Source organism: Nonomuraea sp. NPDC048892 (genome assembly GCF_040649735.1).
Classification (GTDB): Bacteria; Actinomycetota; Actinomycetes; order Streptosporangiales; family Streptosporangiaceae; genus Nonomuraea; species Nonomuraea maheshkhaliensis.
This window is the reverse complement of the sequence record NZ_JBEZFZ010000016.1, coordinates 139,254-158,684: the sequence shown is the minus strand read 5'-3', so window position 1 is coordinate 158,684 and position 19,431 is coordinate 139,254. Positions and strand designations below refer to the sequence as shown.

At 71.5% G+C, this 19,431-nt stretch carries 15 protein-coding genes; 10 read left to right on the top strand and 5 right to left on the bottom strand.

Annotated features, from left to right (window positions below; all coding sequences use genetic code 11):
- Positions 1–110 precede the first annotated feature (110 nt).
- From AB0C28_RS38595 to AB0C28_RS38580, 4 genes are all read left to right on the top strand, one after another.
- Entirely contained in the window at positions 111–2,408 is a 2,298-nt protein-coding gene (locus tag AB0C28_RS38595) for a hypothetical protein (RefSeq protein WP_357848061.1), read from the top strand.
- A 42-nt stretch (positions 2,409–2,450) separates the two neighbouring features.
- A complete protein-coding gene (locus AB0C28_RS38590) occupies positions 2,451–3,731 on the top strand; it encodes a DUF418 domain-containing protein (RefSeq protein WP_358080380.1) in 1,281 nt (426 codons plus the stop codon).
- Positions 3,732–3,764: 33 nt separating this feature from the next.
- Positions 3,765–4,430, top strand: coding sequence for a GNAT family protein (locus tag AB0C28_RS38585; RefSeq protein ID WP_358080379.1), 666 nt, complete (start codon positions 3,765–3,767; stop codon positions 4,428–4,430).
- 272 nt (positions 4,431–4,702) lie between these two features.
- Positions 4,703–5,545 (top strand): hypothetical protein, encoded by an 843-nt coding sequence (locus tag AB0C28_RS38580; RefSeq protein ID WP_358080378.1) that lies wholly within the window; start codon positions 4,703–4,705, stop codon positions 5,543–5,545.
- A gap of 103 nt (positions 5,546–5,648) precedes the next feature.
- Here the strand turns inward: AB0C28_RS38580 and AB0C28_RS38575 are convergent, their stop codons facing one another.
- From AB0C28_RS38575 to AB0C28_RS38560, 4 genes are all read right to left on the bottom strand, one after another.
- A complete protein-coding gene (locus AB0C28_RS38575) occupies positions 5,649–5,780 on the bottom strand; it encodes a hypothetical protein (protein ID WP_357848069.1) in 132 nt (43 codons plus the stop codon).
- A 193-nt stretch (positions 5,781–5,973) separates the two neighbouring features.
- Entirely contained in the window at positions 5,974–7,365 is a 1,392-nt protein-coding gene (locus AB0C28_RS38570; protein WP_357848071.1) for a xylan 1,4-beta-xylosidase, read from the bottom strand.
- Between the two features lie 128 nt (positions 7,366–7,493).
- Entirely contained in the window at positions 7,494–8,246 is a 753-nt protein-coding gene (locus AB0C28_RS38565; RefSeq protein WP_358080377.1) for an SDR family NAD(P)-dependent oxidoreductase, read from the bottom strand.
- Positions 8,247–8,286: 40 nt separating this feature from the next.
- On the bottom strand, positions 8,287–9,312 hold the full coding sequence (locus AB0C28_RS38560) for a phosphotransferase family protein (RefSeq protein WP_357848075.1): 1,026 nt from the start codon (positions 9,310–9,312) through the stop codon (positions 8,287–8,289).
- Positions 9,313–9,469: 157 nt separating this feature from the next.
- Between AB0C28_RS38560 and AB0C28_RS38555 the strand changes: the two genes are divergently transcribed.
- Together AB0C28_RS38555 and AB0C28_RS38550 are read left to right on the top strand one after the other, a co-directional pair.
- Positions 9,470–10,552, top strand: a complete 1,083-nt coding sequence (locus AB0C28_RS38555; protein ID WP_357848077.1) for a GNAT family N-acetyltransferase — start codon at positions 9,470–9,472, stop codon at positions 10,550–10,552.
- Positions 10,549–11,673: a DegT/DnrJ/EryC1/StrS family aminotransferase gene (locus AB0C28_RS38550; protein WP_357848079.1), complete on the top strand. Its 1,125-nt coding sequence runs from the start codon at positions 10,549–10,551 to the stop codon at positions 11,671–11,673. The genes AB0C28_RS38555 and AB0C28_RS38550 overlap by 4 nt, the downstream gene beginning before the upstream one ends.
- Here the strand turns inward: AB0C28_RS38550 and AB0C28_RS38545 are convergent.
- The gene (locus AB0C28_RS38545; RefSeq protein WP_358080376.1) at positions 11,651–13,039 is read right to left on the bottom strand and encodes a PLP-dependent aminotransferase family protein; all 1,389 of its coding nucleotides are present in this window, start codon (positions 13,037–13,039) and stop codon (positions 11,651–11,653) included. The genes AB0C28_RS38550 and AB0C28_RS38545 overlap by 23 nt on opposite strands.
- Before the next feature lie 71 nt (positions 13,040–13,110).
- Between AB0C28_RS38545 and AB0C28_RS38540 the strand changes: the two genes are divergently transcribed.
- The 4 genes from AB0C28_RS38540 to AB0C28_RS38525 all read left to right on the top strand — a co-directional run bounded on the left by AB0C28_RS38540 (position 13,111) and on the right by AB0C28_RS38525 (position 19,415).
- Positions 13,111–13,749 carry a pyridoxamine 5'-phosphate oxidase family protein gene (locus tag AB0C28_RS38540; protein WP_357848082.1) on the top strand — a complete coding sequence of 213 codons (639 nt, stop codon included), beginning with the start codon at positions 13,111–13,113 and terminating at the stop codon, positions 13,747–13,749.
- A gap of 86 nt (positions 13,750–13,835) precedes the next feature.
- On the top strand, positions 13,836–16,229 hold the full coding sequence (locus AB0C28_RS38535) for a protein kinase (protein ID WP_358080375.1): 2,394 nt from the start codon (positions 13,836–13,838) through the stop codon (positions 16,227–16,229).
- 109 nt (positions 16,230–16,338) lie between these two features.
- Positions 16,339–18,012 carry a protein kinase gene (locus tag AB0C28_RS38530; RefSeq protein WP_357848086.1) on the top strand — a complete coding sequence of 558 codons (1,674 nt, stop codon included), beginning with the start codon at positions 16,339–16,341 and terminating at the stop codon, positions 18,010–18,012.
- Between the two features lie 23 nt (positions 18,013–18,035).
- Positions 18,036–19,415, top strand: a complete 1,380-nt coding sequence (locus tag AB0C28_RS38525; RefSeq protein ID WP_358080374.1) for a hypothetical protein — start codon at positions 18,036–18,038, stop codon at positions 19,413–19,415.
- Positions 19,416–19,431: the final 16 nt, after the last annotated feature.

Genomic DNA, 19,431 nt, shown 5'->3' with positions numbered 1-19,431 from the left:
GTGCGGTCGCGGGGGTTCATCCGTCCGGTGGGCCCGCGACCGGAGCAGCCCTCGGTGGTGCGGCACCCGGCAGTGCAGGAGCCGGGGCGGCGCACAGTCTCAAGGATCTGGTGCGGCCGGCCACCGCGCCGCCGCCCGGCGGGGGTGCGCCCGCGCAGAGTCCGCAGGGGGCGCCGGTTCAGGCCGGACCTCCGCCGCAGGGCGAAGCGCAGGGGCGGCCGCAGGGCAAGACGCAGCAGGCCCCCGCGAAGCCCGGGACGCTGCGGGCGAGGGCCGGGGCGCTGATCGCGAGTGCGCCCAAGTGGCTGCCCGTGCTGCTGACCCTTGAGGGCCTGGTCATGTACATCCTCGCGCTCAAGGTGCCCCCGGGCCCCCTGCGCGGGGTCAACCCGGCCGACATCGACGGACTGGGCCTGATCTCGGCGCTGCCGACCTCGGCGTTCATCGCCATCCTGATCATGCTCGTGTCGTTCTTCGTCACGGTCTCCCAGAGCACGGACCGTAAGTTCCTGCTGCTGTTCCAGATCGCCGCCATCACGTTCGCGCTGCACGGCGCGGGCGCCCTGGTGGCGGAGGAGCCGCGCTTCCCGACGGCCTACATCCACGCCGGTTTCGTGGAGTTCATCGGCAGGACCGGCGAGACGGCGATCAACATCGACGCCCGCATGGGCTGGCCGGGCTTCTTCGCGTTGTTCGCGTTCGTGACGAAGGCCGCCGGCATCAGCGACATGACGACGATCCTGCAGTGGACGCCGCTCCTGTCCAACCTGCTCTACCTGCTCCCGTTCGTGCTGATCCTGCGTCAGGTGGTGGCCACCACGCGGGCCAGGTGGTTCGCGGCGCTGCTGTTCGTGCTGGTGCAGTGGATCGGTCAGGACTACTTCTCGCCACAAGGCTTCACCTTCGCCCTCTATCTGGCGTTCGTGGCGATCCTGTTGCGCTGGTTCGGCCGGGTGGAGACGCGGACCAAGCCGGTCCCGCCGAAGGGCCTGCGCAAGTTGCTCGGCAAGCTGGACGCGATGACGCCGGGCGAGCTGGCCAACACCGGCACGTTCAGGGCCGACAAGCTGCTCATGCTGATGATGCTGATCGCGCTGTTCGTGGCGTCGGTGGCCTCGCACCAGATCACGCCGTTCATGATGCTCGGCGTGGTGACGGCGTTCCTGATCTTCAAGCGGACCACGCTGACGTGGGCGCTGCCGTTCTTCCTCGGGCTGATCGTGCTGGCCTGGATCAGCTACATGACGGTGGGCTTCTGGGCCAGCCAGATCGACACGATCTTCGGCGGCCTGGGCAACATCCTGGCCAACCTGCAGAGCAACACCGGCGACCGGATCGAGGGCAGCGACCCCGCGCACGCGCTGGTGCTGCAGGCCCGGCTGGGCATCCTCGCGGCGATCCTGGCCTGCGCGGCGGCCGGGCTGTTCCGGCGGCTGCGGCGCGGGGTGTTCGACCGGTCGGCGCTGATCCTGCTGTGCGTGCCGGTGCTGGCGCTCGGCCTGCAGAGCTACGGCGGCGAGATCGGGCTGCGCATCTACATGTTCGCGCTGCCGGGCGCGTGCCTGCTGGCCGCGTACGCGTTCTTCCCGAACCTGCCGGCCGACAGCGCGGACGTGCGCGAGGAGACCGTGCCGCTGCGCAAGCGGAACGTGCGCTTCAACCCCGAGCTGACCAAGAAGATCTCGCTGGTGCTGGCCGCCTGCTTCGCGATCATGTTCGCGATGGCGTTCTTCCTGGCGCGGTACGGCAACGAGAAGTTCGAGCGGGTCACCACCGGCGAGGTGGCCGCGCTGCACTACGTCTACGACCACGACAAGCCCAGCGCGAAGGTGCTCTACCTGGTGCCGAAGGAGGGCCCGGAGGTCACGCCGACGCTGCCGTGGGGCGAGCGGGACGTGGAGCGGGTCAACTTCGCCGAACAGGCGCTGGTGTTCAAGGACCCGTCGCGGATCGACAACGCCGTGGAGAAGCTCAAGACGCAGCCGCGTAACTCCTACCTGATGGTGAGCCGCGGCCAGGTGAGCTATCTGCAGCTCAACGAGGGTTTCCCGGAGGACTGGGGCGAGCGCTTCCGTGCGGCGCTGGACAAGTCGCCGGACCTGAAGAAGGTGCTCTCGAACGAGGACGCGGCGCTCTACACCTGGAAGAAGTTCGTCAGGGGCACCGAGATCCCCGAGCCGAACCCCTACAAGGGGCGAGGCGACCCCACGACGCCGTGGACGCCGGTCGGCATCGCCGCACTCGCCGTGACCTGGCTCACTCTCTTCAGCTACGAGATCATCCGGCTGAACGGCCCGACCCGGGCGCCGAGGGCGCGCAAACGCCTGCTGTTCCTGGCGGTGCCGGCTTTCGCGATCGCCCTCGCGGTGATCGTCGAGCGGTTCATCTACATCGCGCAAAATAACTGAATTCACAGGAAACACTCAGGTTGTGCGGGATGATGTCCCTCGATGAGGACACAGGGGACATCTCCCGCCAGGCCGGACGCACCACTCGCGGCAGCGAGGATCGCCTCCGTCGACGCCTTACGGGGTTTCGCGCTGTTCGGCATCCTCGTCGTGAACATCGCCTTCCTGGCCTCCGGCTACCGGATGGCCGGGCTGGCGGAGCCCGCGTTCGACTCGTCCCTCGACTGGGGCGTGCGGTGGGTCGTGACGCTGCTCTTCGAGAACAAGTTCTATCTGCTGTTCTCTTTACTGTTCGGTTACAGCTTCACGCTGCAGGTCGACTCGGCCGCGCGCCGGGGCCTGCCGTTCACGCCGATGTTCCTGCGCCGGCTGGCGGGGCTCGGGCTGCTCGGGCTGGCGCACGCCGTGCTGCTGTTCCCCGGGGACATCCTGACCACGTACGCGGCCGTGGGGCTGGCCCTGCTCCTGTTCCGCGCGGTCAGACCCAGGACGGCGGTGCTGCTCGCGGTGGCGCTGACGGTGCTGCTGGCGCTCGGCTTCGCGCTGCTGGCGGTGCTGGCCACGAGCGGGATGGACATGTCGGGCCGGGTCGCGGACGGGTCCGCGCAGGCCGCCGCGTCCGACTCGGCCCTGGGCGGGGCGTTCTGGGACATCGTCTCCGAGCACCTCAGGAAGCTGTCGCTGATCATCGTGGCCCGCGTGTTCTTCCAGGGACCGGCGGTGCTGGCCGCGTGCCTGATCGGGCTGGCGGTGGGCAAGCTGGGCGCGCTGCGCGACGTGCGGGCCTACACGGGGACGCTGCGCCGGCTGCAGTGGACGGGGTTCACGGTCGGGCTGGCCGGCGCGCTCTACTACACGCTGTCGGCCTGGAACGGCGCGGCGCACAAGTTCTGGGGCGAGGCGGTGGACCTGGTCACTGCTCCGCTGCTGGCGGCGGCGTACGCGGCGACGTTCCTGCGGCTGCTGCCGTACCTGCCGCGGCTCGGGCGGGCGCTGGCGGCGCCGGGCCGGATGGCGCTGTCCAACTACCTGGCGCAGTCGCTGATCTGCTCGCTCATCTTCACCGGGTACGGGCTGGCGCTGATCGAGCGGGTCAGCCCGCCGGTGGAGGTGCTGATCGCGCTCGGGATCTTCGCCCTCCAGGTCGGCTACAGCCGGTGGTGGCTCAAGGGGCATCGCTACGGGCCGGTGGAGTGGTGGCTGCGTTACCTGACGTACTGGCGCAGACCCGCCGATCGTACGGGCGGAAGCAGCGGCACGGGAGGCGGCGAGACGGGCGGCGCCAGGCGCGGGCGGCACGGGGCGCCGGCGAAAATGGCATGACCGCGGCGGCGTGAGCTGGAACAATGGCGCGGCATGCGCCACCTACCCCTCTTCGGCCTGCGCCTGACCACACCCCGCCTGGAGCTGCGGCTGCCCACCCTCGATGACCTCGACGAGCTGGCCGATCGCGCCCTGGAGGGCATCCACGACCCTGAGCGGATGCCGTTCTTCGTCCCGTGGACGGAGGCGCCCGCCGACGAGCTGCCGGCCAATCTGATCCGTTACCACCTCGGCGTCATGTCCCGGTGGCAGCCGGACGACTGGTACTGCAACTTCGCCGTCGTGCACGAGGGACGGGTGATCGGGGTCCAGGACCTCTCGGCGCGCGGGTTCGCGGTCACCCGCCACGTGAGCACGGGCTCCTGGCTGGGCCAGGCCTACCAGGGCAAGGGGTTCGGCACGGAGATGCGCGCCGCCGTCCTGCACCTGGCCTTCGCAGGGCTGGGCGCGCTGACGGCGGGCAGCGGCGCGTTCGTCGACAACCCGGCCTCGCTGGGCGTCTCACGCAAGCTGGGCTACCGGCCCGACGGGGTGTCGGTGCACGAGGTCCGCGGGCGGCGGGCCGTCGAGCAGCGGCTCCGGCTCGAACGGGACGAGTTCACCAGCCCGGTGCCGGTGGACGTCAAGGGCCTTGAGCCCTGCCTGCCCCACTTCGGCCTGAGCCCGGCGAGCGACGCCGACCGGCCCGAGCCGAGCTGACCGGACGACGCTGACCGGACGACGCCGATCGAGCCCGGGGTTGAGGAACGGGCGGACAGCCGTTGGCGGTGAAAAGGATCTTGATTGCGGTGAGGTGAGGCTGCTCTTGGCAGCTCATCATGGGCAAGACGCTGCCCCTTTTCTCGTACTTGGTCTGGCCCCCCAGTAGGGCGGGTTGTGCGGGTGGTGGTCGCCGATGCCGTCCGGTGTTCGACGTGGACGCTGAAGCCCAGAGCTTGACGTTCATGCCCGGTCATGGACCATGATCGGGTATGAACGCCTTAATCCGGGCGGCCCTGGTGGGGGCCGTGATCGGGATCGGGGAAGCCGCCCTGGCGCAGGTGGATGACGACATCCTCGTGTTCCTGGTGATGCTGGCCATGCCCTTTCCCGCGGGCATGCTGCTGACTCTCTGGGGCCGGCTGCCCTTGTGGTGGCTGATCTCGATCCTGGGACCGGTCTTCGTCGTCATGGGCTTCATCGCGGTTCCGGTCCCGCCTGCCGAGATCGCGGAGATGGGCGGGTGGAGCAGCCTTCTGGCCTTCATGGGGATAGGAGCGGCCGGCTACCTGCTCGCCGGGGCCACGGCGCTGCCGCTGGGCACGGTGACGCGCGTGGCCACCATCGGGACGGTCCTCGTCCTCGGCATCGCCGCCGTCCTGGGAGACAGACCCCTCTCGGCGCTGGTCGCCGCACAGACGACGGCGCGTGAACACGTGCCCGTCATCGCCACCGACCAGCCGGACTACCGTCTCGACTCCGTCGAGGAGGAGGAAGGGATCCTCTTCCTCCACTACGAGCGCCGGCGCGATGGTCTGGAGGTGGCCGTCACCGTCCAGGCACCTTATGGGCTGACGGCCGGGCAGGCTTGCGGCTCCGGGGTGCGGGGCGCGTGCGAGGAAGTAGCCCCGGGAATCTGGGGCGATCACGTGGACCTGGGCTCGACGATGGTCACCGTGCGGGGGAACGCGCTCGTGGAGGTGACGGGCGAGCTGGCGACGAAGGACGACCTGCTCCCGGTGCTGCGGAACATGCGCCCGATGCACGCGTGGGAGCTGGCCTGGCTGGCGCTGAAGGACAGCTCCTACGACCTGGGGATGATCGTCGCGGAGTGAGGCGTCCGGGGGCGTCCCGCGCGGCGGTGTCGTAGGACAGCGGATCGCCTGGCCGGCGACAGCTCGGCGAGCTCGGCCAGAAAAGCGCGGACCGGCGTCGCGGTCAGCTCGGCGAGTTCTTCGCCGTGGTGGGGGCGAACGCGATCAGGTCGCCGCGGTAGGCGCGCCGGGTGTGCGCCGACTTCCCGGCATTGGCCAGGTCAGTGAGGAAGTCCTCGAGGTGCCGGGCGAGCACGGTAGCGCCATATCGGTCGCGATCAACTCATAGCGATTAATGCGTTACAAGTGAGGATCTTTCAGTCCTAAGCGTGTCTTGATCCTTCTCAGCGCCAACGGCTGTCCGCCGGTTCCTCGACCCCGGGGCCGGGCCGAACTGAGCGGTGATGCGGGCGGGCCCTGTCAGGCCCGCGCCGATCCCGGACGCCGGGTCAGGCGCCGCCGCGTCCCGACCACTTGATCTCGTACGGCGCCAGCGTGACCTGACGCCCGTCCACGGTCGCCGTGACGTCCTCGCCCGTGGTGTTCACCATCACGGTCTGCCGCTCCTGCGCGATGGCCTTGACCTTCGGATTGGAGGACTCCACCTCCTGCACCCGCACCCCGGAGGGGAACCACTTGGTGAAGCCGCTGAGCAGCCCCGCCATCGGCAGCTCACCGCCCACCTTGGGCCCCCAGAGGCAGCCGGCGCACTCGCCCTTCCCCTTCAGCTGGGGGTTCCAGTACAGGGCCGTGGTGACGCCGCTCTTGGCGAACTCCATCAGCGCGCTCGCCTGCACGGCCGTGCGCTTCGCCTCGCTCCACTGCGAGTTCTCCGGCTCGACGTACCACTCGGCCCACCACACCGGCAGGTCGTCGCTCTTCTGCCGCAGCCAGGTGGTGATGGCGCCGAACTTGGCCTGGGCGCCGAAGTCGTCGGGCACGTTGCCCTTGTCGTTCGTCATCGACGCCCCGTCGACGACGATGAAGTCGGCGCCCTTCTTGTGCTCGATCCAGTACTTGACGGCTTCGAGCGCCCGCTGGTCGACCGAGCCCCAGGGCCCGCGCAGCTCCGACGGCCCGCCGCGGGCGGCGTTGCTCTCGATCGGGATGTAGGGGCCCCCGACCTTGATGTCCTTGCTGACCTTCTTCAGCGCCGTGTAGACCTTGTTGTACATCTCGGTGTACGCCTCGGCGTCCCACCGGTTGGTGGTCGGGTCCCAGAAGCCTTTGAACTCGTTCCACACCATGTAGTGCTTGACCGTCGGGTACTGCTTGGCCACCCGCGTGGCGAGCTTGGCGAAGTCGTCGAAGTGCTCCCGCTCGGGCGCGACCGTGTGGTTCTTGTTCCAGTCCGTACGCCCGGCCTGCCCGCCCTTCATCCAGTCGGGCGCGCAGCAGAGCGTGATGATCGGCACGCCCCTGGACGACGACATGAACGTCAGCCGCCGGTCGAGGTCACGGAAGTTGAACTGCCCAGGGCTCGGCTCGGGGTTGCCGACGCCCCAGCCCATGATGTGCTGGTTCTGCAGCATCGGGACCCGGCCCAGCACGCCTCTGGCCTCCTCCACGACGCCTTGCGGCTCGTTGTCGGCGCTGTACTGCGTGTGGGTGATGCCCCAGCGCGGCCAGTTGGACAGCGCGGGCGGCTGCTCCAGCTGGGGCGCCGGCTCGGTGGGCACGTTGGTGGCCACCTCGCTGCCCCTGAACTCGCCGCGGGCCTTGGTGCGCAGGGCAGCGTAGACCATGATGCCCGCCACCAGGACGACCGCGAGAATGCCGGCTCCAAGTGCGATCGGCCACGGCGATCGTCGGCGCGCGTGCCGGCCGTCGGTCGGTATCACTGAACGCTCCTCATCCTCGCGAGACGTTAGGGAGGATCACGAACCTACAAGATTCGCATAGGTAGAAGGGGCCGGGCAGCAGCCCGGCCCCTTCTACGGTAATAGTCCCGCTTGCAAGGCACTTGCCGTCAATCTGCACGTGGAGGTCGCTGCCCGCCCGCCGGTCCAGGCACCCCGGCGTAGCGGTACGGCACCGGCTGGCGGCCCGGCTGGACGATGAGGAGGGTCCCCGGGGTCTCGGAGTAGAAGGCGGTCTCGACGGCGGCGGCCACGTCCTCGGCGGTGAGCAGGGGGAAGCCGGCGTTGACGAACATCTCCCGCGATCCGGCCACCAGCGGCGTGTCGGTGAAGCCGGGGCACACCGCGCCGATGCGGACGTTCTTGGCGGCCAGCGGCTCGGCCAGCGCCCTGACCAGGCCCACGACGGCGTGCTTGGTCATGGTGTAGATCGGGTCGCCCGAGAAGCCGACGAGCCCGGCCAGCGACGCGGTGACCACGACCGCGCCGCCGCCCGAGCGGGTGAGCAGCGGCAGGCCGGCCCGCACGCCGAAGACCACGCCGTCGACGTTGACGCCGACGACCTGGCGGTAGCGTTCGAGGTCGAAGTCGGCCAGGTCGACGCCGCCGCTGACGCCGGCGTTGAGATGCATCAGGTCGAGCCGCCCGAAGCGGCTCTCGGCCAGCGCCACGGCCTCCAGCGAGGCCTCCTCGGTGCTGACGTCGGCCGCCAGGAAGGCGCCGTCCACCTCTTTGGCCAGCCGCTCGACGCCCTCGCCGTCACGGTCGACGAGGACGCACCTGGCGCCCCCGCCCGACAGACGCCGGGCCACGGCGGCCCCGATGCCGCTCGCCGCTCCGGTGATCAGTGCAACTGTGCTCATGGGCGCTCCTTGCGGGGGTCGGAACCCGTGGTCGAGGCGTTCAGTGCTGGTCGAGCATGCGGTGCGCGCGGGAGATCAGGGTGGGCACGGCGGATCCGATGCGGTCGAATCCCTCTCCCACGGTCTTACCCTGCCGGAAGCGGGCGTGGATACCCTCCACGATGACGGCCAGCTTGAAGTTGCCGAAGGCCACGTAGAAGCCGAGGTCGGAGATCTCGCGCCCGGAGACCTTCGTGTAGTGGGCGGCGAACTCGGCGGCGCTCAGGAAGCCCGGCGCCACGGTCACGTCGCCGGCCACCGGGATGCGGGCCCGCTCGTCGTCACCGCGGTCGTGCCAGTAGGTCAGGGTGAGCCCGAGGTCGGCCAGCGGGTCGCCGAGCGTGGACATCTCCCAGTCGACCACGGCCGTGATCTCCAGGTCGCCGAGCCGCAGCAGCGTGTTGTCCAGCCGGTAGTCACCGTGCACCAGCGTGCCGGCCGCCTCGGCGGGCAGCCGCTCGCGCAGGCGCTCCACGAGCCGGTAGTAGTCGGGCAGGTCGGCCGTCTTCGACCGCTCCCACTGCTGGCACCAGCGGTCGAGCTGGCGCGCCATGTAGCCCTCGGGCCGGCCGAAGTCGCCCAGGCCCACCTCGCGGTAGTCGACGGCGTGGATGGCGGCCAGCACCTCGGCCAACCGCTCCGACAGGCGGCGGGTCTGCTCGGGCGTCGGGTCGCCGAGCTGCTCGCTCTCGCGTACGGCGACGCCCTCGACGTACCCCATGAGATAGAACGGCGCCCCGATCACGTCCTCGTCGGCGCAGAACGCGACCGGCTCGGGCACGGGCACCGGCGTCGGCGCGAGCGCCGAGATGACCCGCCACTCGCGTCGCATGTCGTGGGCGGTGGGGAGCACGTGCCCGAGGGGCGGCCGGCGCAGCACGAGACGGCGCTCCCGGGCCTCGACCACGTAGGTCAGGTTGGACCTGCCGCCCGAGATCAGCGCGACGGACTGCGGCTCGCCGGCGTCGGGCACGTTACGGCCCATCCACTCGACCAATCGGGGGTGGTCGATGCCAGGTACGGTCATGAACACACATTAGAACGTCACTCGGTCCTGAACACCACCTGGGAGTTGTGTAACGTTCCGGACCTGCGGCTATACCACAAGGCGAGATCCTTTAATCTGGCTGTAGAACACCCCCCGCCCACGCCGGACGAAGAGTGCATGCCGACAGTAGGAGCCCATGCGCATCACCCTTGCCCTGCCTCGCGAACTGGGCCCGACGGAAGTGACCCGATGGCGCGCACTCCAGGAAGCGCACGCCGCCTTCGACAATCCCTTCCTCTCCCCCGAGTTCACGCTCACGGTGGGCGAACTCCGCGATGACGTCAGAGTCGCCGTCGTCCACGACGGCCAGGAGATCGTGGGTTTCTTCCCGTTCGAGCGACATCCCCTGGGCGTCGGCAAGCCCGTCGCCTCCGGGCTCACCGACGCGCAGGGGCTGGTGCACGCCAAGGACGTGCACATCGACCCGGTCCGGCTGATCAAGGCCTGCGGGCTGTCCGTCTACGAGTTCGACCACCTGGTGGCCGGTCAGCCGCTGATGGGCGAGCATCACGAGCGGCATCCCTCGCCGATCATCGACCTGCGCGACGGCTGGGAACGTTACACGGAGTTCCTGCGCCTGCACTCCGGCAAGACGTACAAGTCCACCCTGGCCAAGTCGCGCAAGCTCCAGCGCGAGGCCGGGCCGATGCGCCACGACTACGCGACCACCGACCTGGCGCCCCTGCGCACGCTGCTGGGCTGGAAGACCGATCAATACCGGCGCACCGGCCGCACCGACAGGTTCGCCCACAAGTGGATCGTGGAGCTGGTCGAGCGGCTGCTGGCCACGCAGTCCGAGAGCTTCGCCGGGGTGCTGGACATGATCTACGTGGACGACCGGCCGGTGGCCGGCCACTTCGGCATCCGCACCCGCACCACGCTCGCGGGCTGGTTCCCCGCCTACGACCCGCAATACAGCAAATACTCCCCCGGCCTCATCCACCACCTGGCGATGGCCGAACGGGCCGCCGAGTCCGGCATCGAGATCGTCGACATGGGCCGGGGCCAGAAGGAGTACAAGGACAAGCTCAAGAACGGCGAGCTGGAGGTGGCCGAGGGGCGCGTGGCCAGGGTGGGCGTGGCGGCCGGGGTGCACTGGCTGATGCGGGTGCCCGCGCGCAAGACCCGCGCGACGGTCATGGCCAATCCGTTGCTGCTCAAAACTGCTGACAAGGCGTTGAAAACGTACGGAAGACTGCGTACTGTCCTACAAGGGTGAAACGCATCGCAGAGCGCACAGGCCGTCACTGCCTGTCGCTACCGTCCAACCGGCTCGGCCTCTACCTGGCGCTACGCCACTGGTGCCGGCCCGGTCAGCGGCTGCTGATGTCCCCCATCTCCGCCGACGAGATCCTCTTCCTGGTGCTCGCGGCCGGGCTGCGCCCGGTGATCGCGCCGCTGTCTCCCCGTGACGGCAACATCGACGTCGCCCGGGTGGATCTCGGCGCGGTCGACGCCGTGCTGACGACCAACCTGTACGGCCTGCCCGACGACGCCCCCGCCTTCGCCGGGAAGATCCTGATCGAGGACGTCGCGCACGCGATGGAGACCGACCTCGGCGGACGGCCCCTCGGCACCTTCGGCCAGGCCGGGGTGTTCAGCCTGTCCAAGCACCCCGGCGCGGGCTCGGGCGGCGTGCTGGCCGTGGAGAGCCAGGCCGATCTCAAGGCGCTGACCCGCGCCCGTGACGAGTTGCTGACCCGCGGGTCCCTGCGCGCCGACCTGCTGAGCGTGGGCACGTCCATGGCCCGGCAGGCGGCGCTCAAGCTCGACCTGGTGCGCCCCGCGCTCAAGCTCATGCGCCGTCTCGGCCTCCAGGAGCCGCGTGAGGGCTTCCGCATCGCGCTGGCCGCGCCGGAGCTCGAACGGGCGCTCAAGCAGATCCCCTCGCTGGCGCCCTTCGACCCCTGGGTCCACGCCGACCTGCACCTCTACCGCGCCCGCCGGGGGCGGGTGGCCCGCTGGTACCAGGCGCGGCGGGTGGCCAAGGTGCCCCGCGACCGGGCGCGCCGGCTGGCGGGCGTGCAGCGCCTGGCCGAGCTGCCCACGGTCGCGCCGGCCGTGCTCGACGACCTGCGGCGGCCGCTGTTCCGGGTGCCGCTCCTGGTGCGCGACAGAGACGCGGCCATCGCCGAGCTGGAGCGGCACGGGGTCTCCACGGGCTACCTGTACGACCCGCCGTACGACGACTACGCCCCCGCCTTCACCGAGCACTCCCCCGACCCCGCACCCGCGCGCTGGTGGGCCAGGCACGTGCTGCCGGTGGACCCGATGTACACCGCCCGCTCCCTGCCCGTTCTGCGCCTTCTGGAGCCGCCTACGGCCGGCCCGCACGGATGAGGGCGGCCAGGATCTTGCAGCCCCGCCTGACTTCGGGGAGCGAGGCGGAGCCGTACCCGATGACCAGGCCGTGCAGGCGCGTGCCGGCGTGGTGGTGGCGCTCGGTGGAGTCGAGCAGCACACCCTGCTCCCCGGCCCGCGCCACGACGACGGGCACCAGGGGCGCGGGCAGCTCGGCCAGGACGTGCAGCCCGGCCGTGTCGCCGCGCAGCCGGCAGACCGGGCCGAGGAGCTCGACGACGGCGGCGCGGCGGCGCGCGTACTCCAAGCGCATCCTGCGCAGGTGCCGGTCGATGTCGCCGCGCTCCAGCAGGGTCGCCACCGCCTGCTGGACGGGCCCGCTGGTGCGGTCGCCCATCGCGCGGCGCAGCTCGGCGAGCCGGCCGACCAGCCCGGCCTCCCCGACCAGCCAGCCCACGCCCACGTCGGACGCGAGGATCTTGGACAGCGTGCCGAGCAGCACCACCCGCTCGGGGTCGAGGCCGTAGAGCGCGGGCAGCGGGGCGACGTCGTAGCGGAACTCGGCGTCGTAGTCGTCCTCCACGATGGTCGCGCCCGTGCTCCGCGCCCAGGCCAGCAGGCGCTCCCTGCGCGGGATCGGCAGGCGGCCGCCCAGCGGGTACTGGTGGGCGGGCGTGGTGTAGAGCACGCGCAGGTCGGACGGCAGCGTGTCGACGATCACGCCGTCGGCGTCGACCGGGCAGGGCACCACCTCGGCGCCCCTGACCCCGAACACCGTGCGCGCCACGTGGTAGCCGGGGTCCTCCACGCCGGCCTTCGCGCCGGGGCGGAGCAGGGCCAGCGCGCACAGGTCGAGGCCGTTGCCGGTGCCCCGGGTGACCATGATGTTCTCGGGGCCGACGGCCATGCCCCTGGCGCGTCTGAGGTGCTCGGCGAGCAGCTCGCGCAGGCGTGGCAGGCCGTACGGGTCGGGGTCCGCGCTCGGCGGCAGGTCGGCGGCCCGGCGCCAGGCCCGCTTCCAGGCCGCCCGGTCGTAGTCGCGCACCCAGGGCCGGCCGGCCGTGAGGTCGATCACGTCCGCCGGTGGCGGCGGCGGGGCGGGCGCGGACACGCCGCGCTCGGCCGGCGCGGGCGGGCGCGCCGGCTGCTCGATGTCGGCCACGAACGTGCCGGAGCCGTGCCGCCCGTCCAGCCATCCCTCCGCGTAGAGCTGCTGGTACGCCTCCGTCACCACGGTCCTGCTGACCGCGAGCTGGGCCGCCAGGCCGCGGGTGGACGGCAGCCGCTCGCCCGCGGCCAGCGTGCCGTCCAGCATGGCGTGGCGCAGCCAGCCGGCGAGCTGGGCGGTGAGCGGTTCGTCCGCCTCGCGCGAGAGCGATATGGGCAGGTCAACGTGGTTGCGCATGGAAGTGGTCTCTGCGAAGGGGTGGATAGTGGCCCTACAGCGTAGGTCCACTTCCTGGCTACGGTCGAATCATGCTCTCCACCACTCCCCGTACGACGCTGGGACGCTCGAAGGAGCGCGGCAGCACCGACCGTGACGACCTGTACGAGGTGCTCGACACCGGCCTCGTCTGCCACCTGGGCGTGATCGTGAACGGCCACCCCATGGTCGTGCCGACCGGCTACGGCCGCATCGGCGAGACCCTCTACCTGCACGGCTCCACCGGTGCCTTGTCACTGCGCGCCGGCGAGGGCACCGAGGTCTGCGTCACCGTCACCCACCTCGACGGCATCGTGCTGGCCCGCTCGATCTTCCACCACTCCGTCAACTACCGCTCGGCGATCGTGTACGGCCGGGCCACGCTGGTGACGGACGAGGACGAGCGCATGGAGGGGCTGCGGGCGCTGGCCGAGCAGCTCGCGCCGGGCCAGTGGGACTACGTGCGCAAGCCGAACCGCAAGGAGCTGGCCGCCACGGCGGTGCTGGCGCTGCCGCTGGACGAGGCCTCGGTCAAGATCCGCAGGGGCGGTCCCGTGGACGAGGAGGAGGACTACGACCTGCCGGTGTGGGCCGGGGTGTTGCCGCTGGTCACGTCGTGGGGCGAACCCGAGCGGGATTCGGTGCTCCCAGAAGGTATCGATACGCCTGTTCACATCCTCCATCGGGAGTAGTTCCATGAATCCGGTACCACCTGGAAAACCCCAGCCCTTGATCACGCGTCTCATCAGGTGGGCCGGCTCCTGATGGGAGAGCGGATATGCAGTGGAGTGCTCCCGGTTACACGGAGATAAAGCAGCTCGGGGCGGGTGCCAGCGGGCGCGTCGTCCAGGCTGTGCACGACGACACCGGGGTCAGGGTGGCGATCAAGTACCTGTCCGAGGAGTTGCGGCGTGATCCGGCCGCGCTGGCCAGGTTCCAGTCGGAGGCGCGGCTGCTGACCACGCTGCGCGATCCGAACATCGCCACGATGTGGGAGTACGTCCAGGACTTCGGCGGCGCGGCCATCGTGATGGAGCTGGTCGACGGCGTCTCCCTGCGGGCGCTGCTGCGCGAGAACGGCACGACCGAGCCGGAGGCGGCGCTGGTCGTGCTCAAAGGCTCGCTGCTGGGGCTGGCCAAGGCGCACGAGATGGGGCTGGTCCACCGGGACTACAAGCCGGAGAACGTGATCGTCCGCGACGACGGAGCCAGCAAACTGGTCGACTTCGGCATCGCGGTCAGGCAGGGCACGACGGTGCAGCCGGAGGGGACGCCTCCGTACATGGCGCCCGAGCTGTGGGAGAGGCAGCCGGCCTCGCCGGCCACCGATGTGTACGCGGCCACGGCCGTCTTCTTCGAGTGCCTGACGGGGCACCGGCCCTACCGCTCCACGGAGCCGAGCGTGCTCGGCTACCAGCACGTGCACGCCCCCGTGCCCTTCCTCGACGCGCCGGAGCCGGTGCGCGAGCTGGTGCGGCGCGGGCTGGCCAAGGATCCGGCGCGGCGGCCCGACGGGGCGATGGCGTTCGTGGCCGAGCTGGAGGCGGTGGCCAGGGCGGCGTACGGGGAGGACTGGGAAGAGCGCGGCAGGCGCCGGCTGGCCGCGCTCGTGGCGCTGCTCGCGCTGCTGTTACCGACTCCGCAGACCGCCCCCGCGCCCGAGGTGGCCACGTCGCTGGCCAGGACGGTCTTCCGCGGCCTGCGCTCGAACACGCGGCGCCTGGCCATGGGCGGCGCGGTGGCCTCGGCGGCGGCCGTGGCGGTGGTGGTCGTGCTGGTCAACCGGCAGCCGCCGCCGGAGACGCCGGTCGGAGCGGCGGCGGCGGTGCCGCCCAGCCTGGTCGAGACGGCGCCGGTCGCCGCGCCGACGTCCGATCCGCCGTCGGAGCCAGAGCCCGATCCGAGTACTGGTACCGATCCCGACGTCGATCCCGCCGCCGAGCCCGGGACCACGCCGCAGGCCGTCCCGCAGGACCCGCCAGGAGCCGACGACCAGGATCCGGACAGGCCCGGGACCCGGCCGAGCAGCACGATCACGCCGACTCCCACCCCAACGCCCACTCCTACGCCGACCCCCACTCCCACCCCGACCCCGACCCCGACGCCGACGGAGCCGAGCACGCCGCCAGCCCCCTCGGTGCTGGGAGTGAGCGTGGGCGGCATCACGCTCGGCGACGACGACGTCGCCCGCAGCACGGTCACGTTCCGCACGAACGGCCCCGGCGCGGTCACCGTCACCGCCACCTGGGCGGCGCGGGGCGCGGACGGCACCGTCCAGCGCCTGCGCCTCAGCGGCGCCACCTCCTACACCCGCACGCTGACCTGGCGGATCGGCGAGCGTCCCTGCGGCAGGACGGTCACGTTGAGCGTCGCCACGTCACCTGCGGCCCCCGGCGGCACCAGGACGGCCTCCCTGTCCGTGCCGGCCTGCCCGGTCAGGGTGAGCGCCCTCAGCGTTGCCCTCGGCCTGCCCGAGGCGCCAGGACGCACGGCCACCGCCCGGGTCAGGCTCACCGCGAGCGGCACCGGCGCGATCCCGGTCGAGGCCAGGTTCGCGGTGGACGGCGAGGCGGTGGGCACCCGCGAGGCCACCCTGTCCGGCCGCACCTCCTACTCCAGGGCCTTCACCCACACGTTCAGGTCCCGTCCCTGCGGCTCGACGCTGTCGGTGCGGGTGAGCGCGGGCGGCAGGACCGACACGGCGCGGGTCTCGGTGCCGTGCCCGCCGCAGGTGCGGCAGGTGGCGATCGTCGAGGCGGGCGCGGGGAGCGGCGGGATCACCGCGCAGGTCAGGGTCACCACGGCGGGCACCGGTCCGGTACAGCTCACCGTCAGGCTCGCGGCCGGAGAGGGGGCCGACACGCAGGCGGTGACCCTGTCGGGCGATACCTCCTACAGCCGCTCGTTCACCTACCGGGCCAAGCTGCCCTGCGGCTCGAAGTGGTCGGTGACGGCCGCCACCGACCCGGCGGCGGCCGGCGGGGGCGACAGCCGTAGCGGCGCCACTCCGGCGTGCCAGGAGGAGGAGCCGCCCAAGGAGCCGCCGAGCGACAAGCCGGTGGAGAAACCGCAGGACACACCCAGCGAGAAGCCGCAGGAGCCCGCGAAGGAGACGCCGCGAGCGACGCCGAAGATCACACCGAGGCCCGACTCTCCCGGTACCGTTGGGTGACATTTCCCCGCCTGTCTGAATAACGGTAGCGGGAAAGCGGCTCCCTCTGGTTAAGCTACGGACCGTTTGATGAGGGTGGGGGCCCTAGTTACTCCAGAGGAGAACCGTTATGTACGGTGATGGGCCGTGGGGGGTCCCGGGCTACACCGAGGTCCGCGAGCTGGGCTCGGGGGCCGCGGGCCGGGTGGTCCTGGCCAGGCGTGACTACGACGGCGCCGAGGTCGCCATCAAATACCTCAGTGACGAGCTGAGATCCGACGTCGGGTTCGTGGCCAGGTTCCGCCACGAGGCCAGGCTGCTGGCGACGCTGCAGAGCGCGTACCACGCCAGGCTGATCGACTACGTCGAGGCCGGGCAAGGCGCGGCGATCATCATGGATCTGATCAACGGGGTGTCGCTGCGCGAGTTACTGCGCTCCGAGGGGCCCACAGGGCCCGAGGCGGCGCTGACGGTGCTCAAGGGCTCGCTGCAGGGTCTCGCCTCGGCGCACGCCATCGGGGTCGTGCACCGCGACTTCAAGCCCGAGAACGTCATGGTGCAGCGCGACGGCACCACCAAGCTGGTGGACTTCGGCATCGCTGTCAGGACCGGCGAGCACGCGAGCGCCGCGGGCACGCCGCCGTACATGGCGCCCGAGCAGTGGGCCGGCAAGCCCGCGGGGCCGGCGACCGACGTCTACGCGGCCACCGTCGTGTTCTTCGAGTGCCTGACCGGCACCCGCCCCTTCCGCGCCCCCAACCTCGCCGCCCTGGCCCACCAGCACCAGGCCGTGGCCCCGCCGACCGAGGAGATCCCCGGGCAGCTGCGCGACCTGGTCGAGCGCGGCCTGGCCAAGGACCCGGCGCAGCGGCCGCCGTCGGCGGAGGCGTTCCTGACCGAGCTGGAGGCCGTCGCGGCGCAGGCGTACGGGGACGACTGGGAGGAGCGCGGGCGCCGCCGCCTGGCCGCGCTCGCGGGCATGCTGGTGCTGCTCTTCCCGAGCGCGCTGGAGGAGCCCGCGCAGACGGAGACCGCGCTCGCCGAGACGAGCTTCGAGGACCCGCCGAGCCTTCTGAGCAAGCTGCCCGTCAAGATCGCCCTGGCCACGGTGACGGCGGGCGTGCTCGTCGCGGCCGTGGTGATGTTCGTCAGCACCGGATCCGAGGAACCGGTGCTCCAGGCGCAGACCACCGAGGTCACGCCGACCGCCTCCGAGCCCGATCCGGCCGCCGAGGAGACTCCGGAGGACGTGCCCGACGAGGCCACCGAGCAGCCCGAGGAGCCCACTCCGGAGGAGAGCACCTCCGCGCCGGTCCCGACGGCCACGAGCAGTGTCGCGCCACCGGTCGTGCGGCCCACGGCAACCAGGAAGCCGACCCCCACCCCGGCGCGGACGCCGGTCAGGACGCGGAAGCCGACCCCGAAGCCCACCACCGCGAAGCCCACGGCGACCGACACCGAGGAGCCCGAGCTGAACGGCGACGTCTACCGCCCCGACGGCGAGCGGCCTCCCACCCCTGACGCCCCGAGCTCCACGCCTCCGACCAGGCGGCCGGACCCGATCCCCGAACCGACCACGGCCTCGCCCACCCAGGGCGAGCCCAGCCCCACGAGAGGCGACGGCGGCGCGACGGCGACCGGGGGCGGTCAGGAGCCGCCACGCGCCGAGCCTGAGGTGCCACGGGCCGCCGGAGGAGGCGCCGCAGGCGCGTTGCTCGCGCTCGGCCTGATGACGACGGGCGCGCTACCGGTCACACTTGCGGTGAGGCGCCGTATGGCGGGACGTCACAGAAGGAAGCGCTAGACGCGCCCGGGGGGCAGGCGGCGATGAACAACCCTGATCACGGTATCGCCGGATTCCGGCTCACCGAGCACACCTGGATGACCGAACTCGGCAACTGGATCGACGCCATCTCGCCCGACGGCCGCAGGGCCGGCGCGCTGCTGTTCGATCCCAAGATCGTCGGCCTGCCCGGCGTCCGCGACCGCGTCGTGCAGGCGGTCATGACCGACCAGCGGCTCGTGCTGGCCGGGCTGAGCGGGCTGATCCCGGTGGCGGACGTGGTCGCGGCGGGCGAGCAGGTGTGGCTGCTCACCGCGCAGGCGGTCAGCCCGACGCTGGCCGACCTGCTCGCGGCCGGTCCCGTCGATCCGGGCGGGGCGGCCTCCGTCCTGGTGGAGACGGCCCAGACGCTGCTCGCGCTGCACTCGGCCGGGGTCACGCACGGCTCGGTGCATCCGGGCACGGTGGTCGTCACGTCCGAGGGCGTCTCGCTGCTGTCGGAGCGCGGGCTGTCCGACGCGATCAGGGCGCGGGTCTCTCCGCGCGAACGGGACGCGGCCGGCTGGGCGTCCCTGGCCCGCGGCCTCGGCGCCTCCGCCGGCCGGCAGGCCCCCGAGGTGGCCGCGCTGTTCGAACGGGCCGCGAACACGGCCGGCACCCTGGGCCTGGCTGCCGCCCGCGATCTGCTCGTCAACGAGCGCGGCACGCTGCCGGGCGGCCGCATCAGCAGGGACGCGCTGGCCGCCGCTGCGCGGGGCAGATCGGCGTTCGCTCAGGCGCCGGCGTACGGGCGGGCCTCGGTGGCGCCGCCGGTCCTGCCGCCGAACAGGGACGAGGGCGACATCGTCACGCTGCTGCACGTCCCCGGCCGTTCGGCGGGACCGGTCCAGTTCGGGCCGGGGGTCGGGACCCAGCCGCAGCAGAATCGGCAGGAGACGGAGGCCGAGCGGATCTGGCGGGCGGGGCGCGACGAGGCGGCCACCATGCACCGGCCCGGCGGGCGGGCCGACAAGGTCGCGCGAGCCCGGCGGCGGCGCACGATCCTGTCGGCCGTCGTGTTCGCGATCGTGATGGCGGGGGCCGTCCTGGCCTGGCTCAAGCTGGGGACGGGGCCGGACCTGGCGGTCACGTCGGTGAACGTGACGGCGCCGAAGAAGACGCAGGGCTGCGACCGCGCTGTGGTGATCACCGGCACGGTCGTCACGAACGGGGCGCCGGGCGAGATCACCTACGAGTGGCGGAAGAACCTGGACAAGGAGGTCGTCAAGGGGACGTTACGCACGCAGGCCGACAAGACGTCGTACACGGTGCCGCTGCGGTGGACGCTGCGGGGCAGGAGCAACGTCAAGGCCACGGCCACGCTGCGGATCCTCACGCCTGGGCCGGTGCGCTCGGACAAGGCGACATTCTCCTACAAGTGCTGACGGGCTCGTACAAGTG

What these genes read in the sequence shown, in the direction of transcription:
- AB0C28_RS38590 (WP_358080380.1), top strand. Translation starts at nt 2,451, where the DNA reads ATGAGGACACAGGGGACATCTCCCGCCAGGCCGGACGCACCACTCGCG.
- AB0C28_RS38585 (WP_358080379.1), top strand. Translation starts at nt 3,765, where the DNA reads ATGCGCCACCTACCCCTCTTCGGCCTGCGCCTGACCACACCCCGCCTG.
- AB0C28_RS38580 (WP_358080378.1), top strand. Translation starts at nt 4,703, where the DNA reads ATGAACGCCTTAATCCGGGCGGCCCTGGTGGGGGCCGTGATCGGGATC.
- AB0C28_RS38565 (WP_358080377.1), bottom strand. Translation starts at nt 8,246, where the DNA reads ATGAGCACAGTTGCACTGATCACCGGAGCGGCGAGCGGCATCGGGGCC.
- AB0C28_RS38560 (WP_357848075.1), bottom strand. Translation starts at nt 9,312, where the DNA reads ATGACCGTACCTGGCATCGACCACCCCCGATTGGTCGAGTGGATGGGC.
- AB0C28_RS38555 (WP_357848077.1), top strand. Translation starts at nt 9,470, where the DNA reads ATGCGCATCACCCTTGCCCTGCCTCGCGAACTGGGCCCGACGGAAGTG.
- AB0C28_RS38545 (WP_358080376.1), bottom strand. Translation starts at nt 13,039, where the DNA reads ATGCGCAACCACGTTGACCTGCCCATATCGCTCTCGCGCGAGGCGGAC.
- AB0C28_RS38540 (WP_357848082.1), top strand. Translation starts at nt 13,111, where the DNA reads ATGCTCTCCACCACTCCCCGTACGACGCTGGGACGCTCGAAGGAGCGC.
- AB0C28_RS38535 (WP_358080375.1), top strand. Translation starts at nt 13,836, where the DNA reads ATGCAGTGGAGTGCTCCCGGTTACACGGAGATAAAGCAGCTCGGGGCG.
- AB0C28_RS38530 (WP_357848086.1), top strand. Translation starts at nt 16,339, where the DNA reads ATGTACGGTGATGGGCCGTGGGGGGTCCCGGGCTACACCGAGGTCCGC.
- AB0C28_RS38525 (WP_358080374.1), top strand. Translation starts at nt 18,036, where the DNA reads ATGAACAACCCTGATCACGGTATCGCCGGATTCCGGCTCACCGAGCAC.